11 protein-coding genes are annotated in these 14,934 nt (G+C 58.0%); 10 read left to right on the top strand and 1 reads right to left on the bottom strand.

From position 1 onward, the window contains the following. The first annotated feature begins 122 nt into the window (after positions 1-122). The 7 genes from grpE to greA all read left to right on the top strand — a co-directional run bounded on the left by grpE (position 123) and on the right by greA (position 9,883). Positions 123-722, top strand: a complete 600-nt coding sequence (grpE, locus tag FMN52_RS12355; RefSeq protein WP_148608895.1) for a nucleotide exchange factor GrpE — start codon at positions 123-125, stop codon at positions 720-722. 92 nt (positions 723-814) lie between these two features. Then, on the top strand, positions 815-2,740 hold the full coding sequence (dnaK, locus tag FMN52_RS12360; RefSeq protein WP_148608896.1) for a molecular chaperone DnaK: 1,926 nt from the start codon (positions 815-817) through the stop codon (positions 2,738-2,740). 78 nt (positions 2,741-2,818) lie between these two features. Next, complete coding sequence (dnaJ, locus tag FMN52_RS12365; protein WP_148608897.1) at positions 2,819-3,949, top strand: molecular chaperone DnaJ; 1,131 nt, start codon at positions 2,819-2,821, stop codon at positions 3,947-3,949. A gap of 25 nt (positions 3,950-3,974) precedes the next feature. Beyond that, positions 3,975-4,775: a 4-hydroxy-tetrahydrodipicolinate reductase gene (dapB, locus tag FMN52_RS12370; protein ID WP_148608898.1), complete on the top strand. Its 801-nt coding sequence runs from the start codon at positions 3,975-3,977 to the stop codon at positions 4,773-4,775. Positions 4,776-4,969: 194 nt separating this feature from the next. Continuing rightward, positions 4,970-6,100 (top strand): glutamine-hydrolyzing carbamoyl-phosphate synthase small subunit, encoded by a 1,131-nt coding sequence (gene carA / locus FMN52_RS12375; protein ID WP_205424925.1) that lies wholly within the window; start codon positions 4,970-4,972, stop codon positions 6,098-6,100. Between the two features lie 80 nt (positions 6,101-6,180). Further along, positions 6,181-9,399, top strand: a complete 3,219-nt coding sequence (gene carB / locus FMN52_RS12380; protein WP_148608900.1) for a carbamoyl-phosphate synthase large subunit — start codon at positions 6,181-6,183, stop codon at positions 9,397-9,399. Positions 9,400-9,403: 4 nt separating this feature from the next. Beyond that, entirely contained in the window at positions 9,404-9,883 is a 480-nt protein-coding gene (gene greA, locus FMN52_RS12385) for a transcription elongation factor GreA (protein ID WP_148608901.1), read from the top strand. A gap of 75 nt (positions 9,884-9,958) precedes the next feature. Here greA and yhbY read toward each other — a convergent pair whose 3' ends face one another. Further along, entirely contained in the window at positions 9,959-10,270 is a 312-nt protein-coding gene (yhbY, locus tag FMN52_RS12390) for a ribosome assembly RNA-binding protein YhbY (RefSeq protein ID WP_148608902.1), read from the bottom strand. A 386-nt stretch (positions 10,271-10,656) separates the two neighbouring features. On the opposite strand from yhbY, the gene ftsH reads away from it, so the two are divergent. The 3 genes from ftsH (at position 10,657) to glmM (ending at position 14,866) form a co-directional block, all read left to right on the top strand. Then, a complete protein-coding gene (ftsH, locus tag FMN52_RS12395) occupies positions 10,657-12,600 on the top strand; it encodes an ATP-dependent zinc metalloprotease FtsH (RefSeq protein ID WP_240339474.1) in 1,944 nt (647 codons plus the stop codon). A gap of 92 nt (positions 12,601-12,692) precedes the next feature. Then, positions 12,693-13,523, top strand: coding sequence for a dihydropteroate synthase (folP, locus tag FMN52_RS12400; RefSeq protein WP_148608903.1), 831 nt, complete (start codon positions 12,693-12,695; stop codon positions 13,521-13,523). After that, positions 13,523-14,866, top strand: coding sequence for a phosphoglucosamine mutase (gene glmM, locus FMN52_RS12405; RefSeq protein ID WP_148608904.1), 1,344 nt, complete (start codon positions 13,523-13,525; stop codon positions 14,864-14,866). Before folP ends, glmM begins: the two co-directional genes overlap by 1 nt. Positions 14,867-14,934: the final 68 nt, after the last annotated feature.

The raw sequence follows: 14,934 nt of genomic DNA on the forward strand, positions 1-14,934 counted from the left end.
GTTGAAACCTGAGGAGCGGGCCCCATATCCGTTCGCAACGACGTTTTCCGGCTCGCCGGGGCCGGAGCCCATGTTTAACCGGCCACGGATAGCGGGCCGTTTTAGACCAAGCAGGAGTAGCCATGAGCACTGACGAGAACCGGAATGAGCACGAGGAACTGAACGAAGCCCTCGAGGCTGCCAAAGAGGAAGCCCAGTCTGCTGAAGGAGACGCGGGAGACAGCGAGACCTCAGAAGTGGAGGCGCTCAAGGCTCAGGTTCAGGAGTTCCAGGAGCAGATGCTGCGCTCCCAGGCGGAGATGCAGAACGTTCGGCGTCGCGCCGAGATTGATGTGGAGAAGGCCCACAAGTTTGCTTTGGAAAAGTTCGTCAAAGAGCTGCTGCCGGTTGCCGACAGCCTGGAGAAGGCAGTCGAGAGCACTGAGGGGCATGAAGATTCGGGTGAAGCGGTTGCCTCGATCCGTGAAGGCGTGGGAATGACCCTGAATCTGTTCATGTCCAGTCTGAAGAAATTCAATGTTGAGCAGATCAACCCGGTTGGCGAACCGTTCGATCCGCAGCAGCACGAAGCCATGTCCATGGTGCCGTCGCCGGATGCAGAGCCGAACAGTGTGGTCGCCGTGGTGCAGAAAGGGTATCTGCTGAATGGCCGCGTGGTGCGGCCGGCCATGGTGGTGGTCGCCAAGGCAGAAGATGCACCAAAAATTGATGAGCAGGCTTGAAAAGCCGATTAAAGCGCCAATATAGCCAGTAAATAGCGAAAGCGGAGGCAATTGCCCTCCGGGAAAGCATTCAGAAGAATTGGAGTGACTCAATGAGCAAGATTATCGGTATTGACCTGGGAACGACCAACTCTTGTGTGGCCATCATGGATGGCGACAAGGTGAAGGTAATTGAAAACGCCGAGGGTGATCGCACCACCCCGTCCATCATCGCTTACACCGACGATGGTGAGACCCTGGTTGGCCAGTCAGCCAAGCGCCAGGCGGTAACCAACCCGAACAACACCCTGTACGCCATCAAGCGTCTGATCGGTCGTCGGTTCGAAGACGACGTGGTTCAGAAAGACATCAAGATGGTGCCTTACAAGATCGCCAAGGCTGACAATGGCGACGCTTGGGTAGAAGTGAAGGGTGAAAAGATGGCGCCCCCGCAGGTTTCTGCGGAAATCATCAAGAAGATGAAAAAGACCGCCGAAGATTACCTTGGCGAGAAAGTGACCGAAGCGGTTATCACCGTGCCGGCCTACTTCAACGACAGCCAGCGTCAGGCAACCAAGGACGCTGGCAAGATTGCCGGTCTTGATGTGAAGCGCATCATTAACGAGCCGACTGCAGCTGCTCTGGCCTATGGCCTGGACAAGAAGAGCGGTGATCGCACCGTTGCAGTTTATGACCTCGGCGGTGGTACCTTTGACCTGTCCATCATCGAAATTGCTGATGTGGATGGCGAGCACCAGTTTGAAGTGCTGGCGACCAACGGCGACACCTTCCTCGGTGGTGAAGACTTCGATATGAAGATCATCGAGTTCCTGGCAGACCAGTTCAAGAAAGACAGCGGTATTGATCTGCGCGGCGACTCTCTGGCCATGCAGCGTCTGAAAGAAGCCGGTGAAAAGGCCAAGATCGAGCTTTCGAGCAGCCAGCAGACCGACGTTAACCTGCCGTACATCACAGCAGACGCGTCAGGTCCCAAGCACATGAATGTAAAACTGACCCGCGCCAAGCTGGAATCCCTGGTGGAAGAGCTGGTTCAGCGCAGTCTGGAGCCGTGTAAGGTTGCTCTGCAAGACGCAGGTATGAAAGCTGGCGAAATCGACGAAGTGATTCTGGTCGGTGGTCAAACCCGCATGCCGCTGGTTCAGGAAAAAGTTAAAGAGTTCTTCGGCAAAGAGGCTCGCAAGGACGTCAACCCGGATGAAGCCGTGGCTATGGGTGCTGCCATCCAGGCGGCCGTACTGTCCGGTGATGTAAAAGACGTTCTGCTGCTGGACGTTACCCCGCTGACCCTGGGTATCGAAACCATGGGCGGTGTGGCGACTCCTTTGATCGACAAGAATACGACGATCCCGACCAAGAAGTCGCAGACCTTCTCAACAGCGGATGACAACCAGACTGCCGTGACCATTCACGTGGTCCAGGGTGAGCGTAAGCAGGCGAACCAGAACAAATCTCTGGGTCGTTTTGATCTGGCTGACATTCCGCCGGCAGCACGCGGAGTTCCGCAGATCGAAGTCACCTTCGATATTGATGCCAACGGTATCCTTAACGTGTCCGCGAAGGACAAGGCGACTGGCAAAGAGCAGTCCATCGTGATCAAGGCCTCTTCCGGCCTGAACGATGACGAGATCGAAAAGATGGTTCAGGACGCCGAGGCCAACGCTGAGGAAGATCGCAAGTTCGAAGAGCTTGTCCAGGTTCGCAACCAGGGTGATGCAATGGTCCACGCCGTTCGCAAGACCCTGAAGGACGCCGGTGACAAGGTCAGCGACAGCGAGAAAGAGTCTATCGAAGCTTCCGTCAAGGAGCTGGAAGAAGCTCTGGAAGGTTCCGACAAGGAAGACATCGAAGCCAAGACTCAGAAGCTGACTGAAGTTTCTTCCGAGCTGGCCCAGAAGATGTATGCAGATCAGGCGGATCAGGCCCAGCAGGCCGGTGGGCAGGAAGAAGCCCAGGGCCAGCAGTCTGACGACGCCGTCGATGCTGAGTTTGAAGAAGTCAAAGACGACGACAAGCGATAAATCTGACGTACATCAGGCAGTTGGAAAACGCGGGGAGTTCCCCGCGTTTTCCGCGTTTAAAAACAGGGTTTTAAAAGCATGGCCAAGCGCGATTATTACGAGATTCTCGGGATTTCCCGGGACGCGGACGAGAAGGAAATCAAGCGAGCCTACCGAAAGCTCGCCATGAAGTATCACCCCGACCGTAACCCGGACGACGCCGAAGCCGAGAACAAGTTCAAAGAGGCCAGCGAAGCCTACGAAGTACTGGCAGAGCCGTCCAAACGGGCTGCCTACGACCAGTTTGGTCACGCCGGCGTAGACGGTCAGGCCGGTGGCGGCGGATTCGGAGGCGGCGGTGCCAGCTTCTCCGATATCTTCGGCGATGTATTTGGTGACATTTTTGGTGGTGGCGGCGGTCGGGGCCGCAATACCCGCGGTGCCGACCTGCGGTACACCCTGGAGCTTGATCTGGAGGAGGCCGTAAAGGGCAAGACCGTTCAGATCCAGATCCCGGGGCATCGCGAGTGTGAAGTTTGCGATGGCAGCGGCGCTGAAAAAGGCTCTCGCCCGGAAACCTGTGGTACCTGTAAAGGTATGGGGCAGGTGCGCATGCAGCAGGGCTTCTTTACCGTGCAGCAGGCGTGTCCGACCTGCCGGGGCTCCGGCCAGATCATCAAGAACCCCTGTAATGCCTGTCACGGTCAGGGTCGGGTTCAGGAAGAGAAAACACTGTCGGTCAAGGTGCCGCCCGGCGTGGACACCGGTGACCGCATTCGTCTTTCCGGTGAAGGCGAGATGGGCATCGATGGTGGTCCTCCCGGAGATCTGTATGTGCAGATTGCCGTGCGGGAACATTCGATTTTCACCCGCGATGGCCGCAATCTCTATTGTGAAGTGCCCATCAGCATCGTTGATGCCTCCCTGGGTGGAGAGCTTGAGGTGCCGACACTGGATGGCCGGGTGAAACTGAAGATTCCACCGGAAACCCAGACCGGAAAACTCTTCCGGTTGCGCAACAAGGGCGTCAGTCCGGTTCGTGGCGGCCCCGCCGGTGATCTGCTGTGCCGCGTGATCGTGGAAACGCCGGTGAATCTCACCAAGCGCCAGAAAGAACTGCTGGAAGAATTCCAGAAGACGCTGGATGCCAGCAACGGCACAGAGCATGGTCCGAAGAAGACCTCCTGGTTTGAAGGTGTGAAAAGCTTCTTCGACGAAATGAAATTCTGATCGGCCCGAAAAAAGGAACGCGAGCATGAGGGTAGCAATCATCGGCGCCGCCGGGCGCATGGGAAAAGTTCTGATCGAAGCTGTTGACGGCACTGAGGGCCTTGAGCTGGGTGCCGCCGTCGTCGAGCCGGGCAGCAGCCTGATCGGCGCCGATGCCGGTGAAATGACCGGTATCGGTAAAACCGGCGTGAAAATGGCCGGCAGTCTGGCCGATGTAAAGGGCGATTTCGATGTGCTTGTCGACTTCACCTTCCCGGACCTGACCCTGGAAAACGCCGAGTTTTGCAAGGCCAACGGCAAGATGCTCGTGATTGGCACCACCGGCATGTCCGACGCCGAAAAGCAGCAGCTTGCCCTGGCCGCCGAATCCACGCCGGTGGTGTTCGCACCCAACATGAGCGTGGGCGTTAACGTCGTCCTCAACCTGCTGCGCACCGCCGCCGCAACCCTGGGTGACGACTACGACGTGGAAATCATCGAAGCCCATCACCGCCACAAAAAAGACGCGCCCTCCGGGACGGCCCTGCGCATGGGCGAAGTTGTCGCTGACGCCCTCGGCCGCGACCTGAAAGAGTGTGCCGTTTATGGTCGTGAGGGTTTCACCGGCGAGCGTACCCGCAAGGAAATCGGGTTTGAGACCATTCGCGCCGGTGACGTGGTTGGTGATCACACCGTCCTGTTCGCCACCGAGGGGGAGCGCATCGAAGTGACCCACAAGGCCAGCAGCCGGATGACCTTTGCCAAAGGTGCGATGCGGGCGGCGTTGTGGCTGAAGGATAAGCCTGCCGGGCTTTACGACATGCAGGACGTTCTGGCCCTCAAGTGAGGGCAATTCTCGTGGACACAAAGCGCCATATTTTTTACAATAAGGCGGTTTGACTGCACCAAGCGTACCTTTGCACCAAGTTTCTGAAAAAGCGGGACCGAGTTAAGACTCCGTCTCGCTTTTTTGCAACCTGAATTTGCGCTTGCGTTCCTGTTCGTGACGAACCGATACGCCACTCGATGAGGATACAAGCCTTGAGCACACCAGCAATCCTTGCACTCGCAGACGGAAGCCTGTTCTACGGCAGCGCCATTGGCGCCGACGGAGAAACCAGCGGTGAAGTGGTGTTCAACACCGCCATGACCGGCTACCAGGAAATCCTGACCGACCCGTCCTACTCCCGCCAGATCGTTACCCTGACCTACCCGCACATCGGCAACACCGGTGTGAACGAAGAAGACATCGAGTCAGACCGTATCCAGGCCGCCGGCCTGATCATCCGCGATCTGCCTCTGCTGGCCAGCAGCTGGCGCAGCAAGGGTACCCTGGACGACTACCTGCGAAGCAACAACATTGTTGGTATCGCCGACATTGATACCCGCCGTCTCACCCGTATCCTCCGGGACAAAGGCTCCCAGAACGGTGCCATCGTGGCGGGCGAAAACGCCACCGCCGAGCGGGCGCTGGAACTGGCGAAAGCTTTCCCCGGCCTCAAGGGCATGGATCTGGCAAAAGAGGTTACCTCCGACAAGATCTGGTCCTGGAACGAGACCGAGTGGACCCTGGCCGAGGGCTATGGTGAGCGGAAAGAGTCCCAGTTCAAAGTCGTTGCCTGGGATTACGGTGTGAAACTGAACATCCTGCGCATGCTCGCTTCCCGCGGCTGCGACATTACCGTAGTGCCTGCCCAGACGCCGGCCTCCGAGGTACTGGCGATGAATCCGGACGGTGTGTTTCTGTCCAACGGCCCCGGGGACCCCGAGCCCTGTGATTACGCCATCACCGCCATCAGGGAAGTCCTGGAAACCGAGATCCCGGTTTTCGGTATTTGCCTGGGTCACCAGCTACTGGCTCTTGCCAGCGGTGCCAAGACGATGAAGATGGGGCATGGCCACCACGGTGCCAACCATCCGGTGCAGGATATTGCCAAGGGCACAGTGATGATTACCAGCCAGAACCACGGGTTTGCCGTGGACGAGGCAACACTGCCGGCTAATGTTGAGGCGACTCACAAATCCCTGTTTGACGGCACCTTGCAGGGTATCCGCCGTACCGACAAGCCGGCCTACAGCTTCCAGGGTCATCCGGAAGCCAGCCCCGGTCCCCATGACGTGGCCCCGCTGTTTGACGAGTTTATCCGCCTGATGGAGGCGCGATCGGCCTGAGACCGATCGCCAGGGAAAACTCACGGGCGCCGCGCGTTGCGCTGCCAGAATTCAAAAGTTGCTGACAGGTTTACCAAGACATGCCAAAACGTACCGACATCCAAAGCATCCTGATCCTGGGCGCGGGCCCCATCGTGATCGGGCAGGCGTGCGAGTTTGATTACTCCGGAGCCCAGGCCTGCAAGGCGCTGCGCGAAGAGGGTTACCGGGTCATTCTGGTTAACTCCAACCCGGCAACCATCATGACAGACCCTGTCATGGCCGATGCCACGTATATTGAGCCGATCACCTGGAAGACCGTCGAGAAGATCATTGAGAAAGAGCAGCCGGACGCCTTGCTGCCCACCATGGGCGGCCAGACCGCACTGAATTGCGCGCTGGAACTTGAAAAGCAGGGCGTGCTGGAGAAGCATGGCGTGGAAATGATCGGCGCCAATGCCGACACCATTGATAAGGCTGAGGATCGGGACCGCTTTGATAAGGCCATGAAGAAGATTGGTCTGGAATGCCCCAAGGCCAACTTCGCCCATTCCATGGAAGAAGCCCGGAAAGTCGCTGACGAGATCGGCTTTCCCTGCATCATCCGTCCGTCCTTCACCATGGGCGGCTCCGGCGGCGGGATTGCCTACAACCGCGACGAATTCGAAGAAATCTGTACCCGGGGTCTGGATCTGTCCCCGACCAACGAGCTGCTGATCGATGAGTCTCTGATCGGCTGGAAAGAGTACGAGATGGAAGTTGTCCGGGACAAAAACGACAACTGCATCATTGTCTGTGCCATTGAGAACTTCGACGCCATGGGTGTGCACACCGGTGACTCCATCACCGTGGCGCCGGCCCAGACTCTCACCGACAAGGAATACCAGATCATGCGGAACGCCTCCCTGGCGGTCCTGCGTGAGATCGGTGTGGAAACCGGCGGCTCCAACGTTCAGTTCGGCATCAATCCGGACACCGGTCGCATGGTGGTGATCGAGATGAACCCGCGGGTGTCTCGCTCCTCGGCCCTGGCCTCCAAGGCCACCGGCTTCCCGATCGCGAAGGTCGCCGCCAAGCTGGCCGTGGGCTACACGCTGGACGAGCTGCGCAACGAAATCACCGGCGGCGTGACACCGGCCTCGTTCGAGCCGTCCATCGATTACGTAGTCACCAAGATCCCCCGGTTCACCTTCGAGAAATTCCCCCAGGCCGATGCCCGCCTGACCACCCAGATGAAATCCGTGGGTGAGGTCATGGCTATCGGCCGCACCTTCCAGGAATCCCTGCAGAAAGCCCTGCGGGGCCTGGAGGTGGGTTCCGAAGGGTTTGATGAGAAGCTGGAAGACCTCAGTTCCGAGGACTCGCAGGAAACCCTGATCAGCGAGCTGAACGTGCCCGGTGCCGACCGCGTCTGGTACATCGGCGACGCCTTCCGTTCGGGGATGTCCGTGGAGGATGTGTTCGCCCATACCCATGTGGATCCCTGGTATCTGGTGCAGATCGAGGATCTGATCAGGGAAGAGCAGGCGCTGAAGAGTGCCGGCAAGGCCGACATTGACCAGGCCACACTGTTCCGCCTCAAGCGCAAGGGTTTCTCCGACGCTCGCCTGGCCAAACTCCTGGGTATCTCCGAGGTCAGTCTGCGCAAGCTGCGCCATGATCTCGATATCCGCCCGGTATACAAGCGTGTGGATACCTGCGCCGCCGAGTTTGCCTCCGATACCGCCTACATGTACTCCACCTATGAGGAAGAGTGCGAGTCGGACGCCAGCGACCGTGAGAAGATCGTGGTGATCGGTGGCGGCCCCAACCGGATCGGTCAGGGCATCGAATTCGACTACTGTTGTGTGCACGCGGCCCTGGCCATGCGTGAGGACGGCTACGAAACCATCATGATCAACTGCAACCCGGAGACCGTGTCCACCGACTACGACACCTCCGACCGGTTGTACTTCGAGCCGATCACCCTGGAAGACGTGCTGGAAATCATCCACGTCGAGAAGCCCAAGGGCGTGATCGTTCAGTACGGCGGCCAGACCCCGCTGAAATTGGCTCGTGGCCTGGAAGCGGCCGGTGTTCCTATCATCGGCACCAGCCCGGATGCTATCGACCGCGCCGAGGACCGGGAACGGTTCCAGCAGATGATCACCCGTCTGGGTCTGAAGCAGCCGGAAAATGCCACCGTGCGCAGCCACGAGGAAGGCATCCTGGCGGCCCGGGAAATCGGCTACCCGCTGGTGGTGCGTCCGTCTTACGTGCTGGGCGGTCGGGCCATGGAAATCGTCTATGACGAAGAAGAGCTGGTTCGCTACATGCGCAACGCAGTGCTGGTCTCCAACGACAGCCCGGTGCTGCTGGACCACTTCCTGAACGCCGCCATCGAGGTGGACATCGACGCCATCTCCGACGGTAAAGACGTGGTGATTGGTGGCATCATGCAGCACATTGAGCAGGCCGGCGTTCACTCCGGTGATTCTGCCTGTTCGCTGCCGCCGTATACCCTGTCCCAGCAGGTTCAGGACGAGATGCGTGATGCCGTCAAGAAGATGGCCATTGAGCTGGATGTAATCGGCTTGATGAACGTGCAGCTAGCCTGGCAGGACGGTGAGATCTACGTGATCGAAGTAAACCCGCGGGCATCGCGTACCGTTCCGTTCGTCTCCAAGGCCATCGGTGTGTCCCTGGCCAAGGTGGCGGCCCGGGTAATGGCTGGCAAGACCCTCAAAGAGCTGGAATTCACCCAGGAAATCATTCCGCGCTACTACGCGGTAAAAGAGTCGGTGTTCCCGTTCAACAAGTTCCCGGCGGTAGATCCGATCCTGGGGCCGGAAATGAAGTCTACCGGTGAGGTCATGGGCCTGGGTGACAGCTTTGATGAGGCCTTTGCCAAGGCCGCTCTGGCTGTTGGTGAGCGCCTGCCGGCCAAAGGTACCGCGTTCATGTCAGTGCGGGATGTCGACAAGCCCGGCGCGGCGAAAGTTGCCCGTGATCTGGTTGAGGCCGGTTTCAAGCTTGTGGCCACCACCGGCACGGCCAAGGCCCTGAAAGAGGCCGGAATCGAGGTTGATCGGGTGAACAAGGTCCGTGAAGGTCGTCCGCATATTGTGGATGCCATCAAGAACGGTCAGGTTCAGCTGATCATCAATACCACTGAAGGTCGCAAGGCGATTTCCGACTCGGCCCAGATTCGCCAGTCGGCATTGCAGACCAAGGTAACCTATACAACAACACTGGCGGGCGGCGAAGCCTTCTGCCGGGCCATCAAGTTCGGCCCGGAGCGCACTGTACGCCGCCTCCAGGATCTTCACGCAGGAAAGTGAGACTATGGCTGACAGAGTACCGATGACAAAGGCGGGCGAGACCCGTCTCCGTGAGGAGCTTCAGAAGCTGAAGTCCGAAGATCGCCCCCGGGTCATTGCGGCGATTGCAGACGCCCGGGAACATGGCGACCTGAAAGAAAATGCCGAATACCATGCTGCGCGCGAGCAGCAGAGCTTTATTGAGGGCCGGATCCAGGAAATCGAGGGCAAGCTTTCTGCCGCTCAGGTTATCGATGTGACCACCATGGAGAACACCGGCAGGGTAATCTTCGGTACTACGGTATATCTGCTTAACATGGACACCGATGAACAGGTGACTTACAAGATCGTTGGCGAGGATGAGGCGGATATCAAGGCAGGCAAGCTGTCGATTTCCTCTCCGATTGCCAGGGCTCTGGTGGGCAAGAGCGAAGGCGACGTTGTGGCGATTCGCGTGCCGTCCGGTACCGTGGAGTATGAGATCGAGCAGGTCGAATACGTCTGATCCCATATTCGATAAACAAAAAGCCGGCTCGGGTTTTCCCAGCCGGCTTTTTGTTTTCGATTCCCAGGCCTCGGATCAGTGCTTGTGGCGCAGCAGGTTGGAGAGCTTGGGGTTGGGCTTTTTGGCCCGACGCAGAATGACGGCGATCTTGCCGATGGTCTGGACCAGTTCAGCGCCAGAAGATTCACACAGGGCAGTGATAGCCTCCTGTCTGGCGTCACGGTCCTGGCTCGCCACCTTGATCTTGATCAGCTCATGATCGTTCAGTGCGCGCTCAAGTTCTTCCTGCAGTCCCTCGGAAAGGCCTTTGTCGCCAACAATGATGACGGGCTTGAGGTTGTGGGCAATCGCCCGGTATTCCCGGCGCTGTTCCGGTGAAAGACTCATGATGTAATCTCTTTATTGGTGCTATTAACAAAAGGTCAGCGGCGGATAGGCTGACTTGAACGTATAATCGGCGAATTGTAACAGATCGTCCTGCTGTAAGAATGGTCGTTAACACGTATCGACGTCGGGGCCGCAGGCAGAAGGAACCATCCCGTGGGACAGGGGTCAAAAGGTTCGTGGAGATGGGGACGTATTGAGGGTTGCTGTTGTAATTTCAGATATGGCACCCAATATGAAGGTTAAGGCAACTTTTCATTAAAAAACTGTGTGCTGCGTGTGGCCGATACGGATGGGCCGTTTCTGGTGGACCGGCGTACAATTGGTGTAAGGTGTCAGAAAAGGGTGCTTTGCGAAAGGTTAACCCTACAATTCACAGGTGATGATCCTTGAACGATATGGCAAAAAATCTGGTTCTCTGGCTAATTATAGCCGCCGTGCTGCTGATGGTGTTTCAGAACTTTTCTCCCACCACCACCGGCCAACAAGTCAACTATTCCCAGTTTGTGGAGATGGTCCAGGAAGGTCAGGTCCGTCAGGTCACAATCGATGGGTTGCAGGTGCAGGGTACCCGTGGTGACGGCTCCCAGTTCCAGACAGTCCGTCCCCAGGTGTCTGACAACAAGCTGATGGACGATCTTCTCGCGAACAACGTTGAGGTCATCGGTAAGGAGCCTGAGCGCCAGAGCTTGTGGACACAGTTGCTGGTTGCTGCGTTCCCGATACTGATCATCATCGCTCTGTTTGTTTTCTTCATGCGCCAGATGCAGGGCGGCGGTGGCGGCAAAGGCCCCATGTCGTTCGGCAAGAGCAAAGCTCGCCTGATGAGTGAAGACCAGATCAAGACCACCTTCGCAGATGTTGCAGGCGTTGATGAAGCCAAGGAAGATGTGAAGGAGCTGGTGGATTTCCTGAGGGATCCCAGCAAATTCCAGCGTCTTGGTGGGAGCATTCCCAAGGGTGTCCTGATGGTCGGCCAGCCGGGTACCGGTAAGACCCTGCTCGCCAAGGCTATTGCCGGCGAAGCCAAGGTGCCGTTCTTCTCCATCTCAGGTTCCGACTTCGTCGAAATGTTCGTGGGCGTGGGTGCTTCCCGTGTTCGCGATATGTTCGAGCAGGCCAAGAAGCAAAGCCCCTGCATTATCTTCATCGACGAGATCGATGCCGTCGGTCGCCATCGTGGCGCCGGTATGGGCGGCGGTCACGACGAGCGCGAGCAGACTCTTAACCAGCTGCTGGTCGAGATGGACGGTTTTGAAGGTAACGAAGGCGTTATCGTCATCGCCGCCACCAACCGTCCGGATGTTCTCGACCCGGCACTGTTGCGCCCGGGCCGTTTTGACCGCCAGGTTGTCGTTGGCCTGCCAGATATCATTGGTCGTGAGCAGATCCTCAAGGTGCACATGAAGAAAGTGCCCCTGGCCGATGGTGTTGAGCCGGTTCTGATCGCTCGTGGCACCCCCGGATTCTCCGGTGCCGACCTTGCGAACCTGGTGAACGAGGCAGCCTTGTTTGCGGCCCGTCGCAACCAGCGTCTGGTGTCCATGGAGGAGTTCGAGCTTGCCAAGGACAAGATCATGATGGGCGCCGAGCGCAAGTCCATGGTGATGAGCGAAAAAGAAAAGCGGAACACCGCTTACCACGAGTCTGGTCACGCGATTGTTGGCCGGTTGATGCCGGAGCATGACCCGGTCTATAAGGTAAGCATTATCCCGCGCGGTCGCGCTTTGGGTGTCACGATGTTCCTCCCTGAAGAGGACAAGTACAGCCACAGCAAACGCTTCCTGATCAGCTCCATCTGCAGCTTGTTTGGTGGCCGTATTGCCGAAGAGCTTACTCTTGGCTTTGACGGTGTAACCACCGGTGCTTCTAACGACATCGAACGTGCGACCAGCCTTGCGCGTAACATGGTGACCCGTTGGGGGCTGTCCGAGAAGCTTGGGCCTCTGCAGTACGATACCGACAGCGAAGAGCCGTTCCTCGGCCGGTCTGCCGGTCAGTCCCAGACTGTGTACTCACCGGAAACGGCCCAGCGTATTGATGAGGAAGTCCGGAACATTATTGACAGCTGCTACGAGAAGGCCAAGCAGATTCTGGTCGATAACCGGGACAAGCTGGACATGATGGCCGACGCGTTGATGAAGTACGAAACCATCGACCGTCACCAGATTGATGACATCATGGAGGGTCGCACACCTCGCCCGCCGAAAGGTTGGGGAGATAGTGGTCCGGCTGGCGGCGTCAAGGCCGACGAGCCCGAGACCGCGCCGGAACCAAAGGCTTCCGATGACGGTCGTCATCCCGGTGTCGGCCGGCCGGCCGGAGAACACTGACTGCCAGCTAGCTCCGGTCAGAAAATAGTGTAGTTCCTTGCGCCGCCCGGATTCCGGGCGGCGTTTGTTTTTGCCATTGAAAAAGGTTTGCCATGAAAATGAACTTTGCCGGCCGAGAACTGGATATGTCCCGCTGCCACGTGATGGGGGTTTTGAACGTAACGCCGGATTCATTTTCTGATGGCGGAAAATTCAACCGCCCGGATTCAGCGCTTATACGGGCGAGGCAGATGGTTGCCGATGGGGCCGCCTTTATCGATATCGGCGGCGAATCCACGAGGCCGGGCGCGATGCCGGTCTCGGTCCAGGAGGAGCTTGACCGAGTCTGCCCTGTGGTTGAGGCTGCTGCCAGGGAGTTGGAGGCGGTGATCTCGGTGGATACCAGCGCTCCGGAAGTCATGGCAGAGACGGCAAAGCTGGGGGCCGGTCTGATTAATGACGTGCGAGCTTTGCAACGGGATGGTGCACCTGAGGTAGCTGCCCGGATGGGTATCCCCGTTTGTATCATGCATATTCAGGGCGAGCCGGACACCATGCAGGATCGTCCCGAGTATCGGAACGTGCGCCGGGAAGTCAGTGCCTTCCTGACGGAACGCATACGTGTTGCGGAGCTTGCCGGTGTCCGCCCGGAAAACATTCTTCTGGACCCCGGCTTCGGTTTTGGCAAAAGCCTTGAGCACAACCTGCAGCTGTTGAACTCCCTTGAGCAGATGCAAATTCTTGGGCATCCACTGTTGGTGGGAATGTCCAGAAAGTCCATGCTCGGCCATATCACCGGTCGGGATGTGAATGAAAGGTTGCCCGCAAGCCTTGCGGTCGCGACAATAGCCGCCATGAAGGGTGCGAGTATTATTCGCGTGCACGATGTCAGGGAAACAGTGGACGCCGTCCGTGTGGCGGCGGCAGTGAAGGAGGCAGGTTAATGTCCGAGAGAAAGTATTTTGGTACGGACGGGATTCGCGGGCATGTGGGTGAGTTTCCCATAACCCCGGAATTCATGCTCAAGCTGGGGTGGGCCGCCGGTCAGGCTTTCAAGCGGGATGGTCAGCGCAACAGTGTGCTGATCGGCAAGGATACCCGGCTTTCCGGTTACATGTTCGAATCGGCCCTTGAAGCCGGTCTGTCTGCGGCGGGGGTGGATGTGAAGCTGCTTGGCCCGATGCCAACACCCGCTATCGCCTATCTGACTCGCACGTTTCGGGCCTCGGCGGGTATTGTGATCAGCGCCTCCCACAATCCACATCACGACAATGGCATCAAGTTCTTCTCGGCGGCCGGCACCAAGCTTGATGATGCCCTCGAGTCTGAGATCGAACGTTGGCTCGACAAACCGATTGAGGTTTGTGGCCCAACAGAGCTGGGCAAGGCTTCACGGGTAGATGATGCGCCGGGCCGCTATGTGGAGTTCTGCAAGAGTACGGTCCCCAACGAGTTCACGCTGGACGGTATGAGCATCGTGCTCGACTGTGCCCATGGCGCGACGTACCACGTGGCGCCCAAGGTGTTTCGTGAGCTTGGCGCCACGGTATCGGTAATCGGCGGGGATCCGGATGGCCTGAACATCAATCTGAACGTCGGATCCACTCATCTGGACGCTCTCAAAGCGAAGGTGATCGAAAAAGGCGCGGATCTGGGCATCGCTTTTGACGGTGATGGTGACCGGGTTCTGATGGTGGACCGGGACGGATCTGAAGTGGACGGCGATGAGCTGCTCTATGTGATTGCCTCCCAGCGCTTTGCGGAAGGTAGTCTCAAGGGTGGCGTCGTGGGTACGTTGATGACCAACCTCGGCGTTGAGCTGGCGTTGAAGGAAATCGGGATCGAGTTTGAGCGTGCAAAAGTCGGCGATCGCTACGTGATGGAACGGCTGCTGGCCAATAACTGGGTGCTGGGCGGCGAAGGCTCAGGCCACATGGTCATACGCGATTGCACCAGTACCGGCGATGGTATTGTCTCTGCGCTGCAGGTTCTGCTTTCTGTCTGGAAGTCCGGGAAAACACTTTCTGATCTGCGTCAGGGCATGAGTAAGCTGCCTCAGAAAATGATCAATGTCCGGGTGCAGCAACGTTTTGATCCGTTCAGTCGAGACGATATCGTGGCCGCTGTGCGCAAAGCTGAAACGGAACTCGGCAGCTCCGGAAGAATCCTGCTGAGAGCCTCAGGAACGGAGCCATTGATTCGGGTGATGGCGGAAGGCCAGGACGCCAACGAGATTCTGCGGGTGGTCGAGGAACTGGCAAAAGTCGTGGAGAAATCTACCGCTTAATTTTGTGTTTTCAGGCGGTTGTCTAGGGGAAGGGAGTGCTGTATAGTTCGCCCTCCCTCACGTTCGGG

It is taken from the genome of Marinobacter sp. BW6, assembly GCF_008107725.1.
In the GTDB taxonomy this organism is placed as follows: domain Bacteria; phylum Pseudomonadota; class Gammaproteobacteria; order Pseudomonadales; family Oleiphilaceae; genus Marinobacter.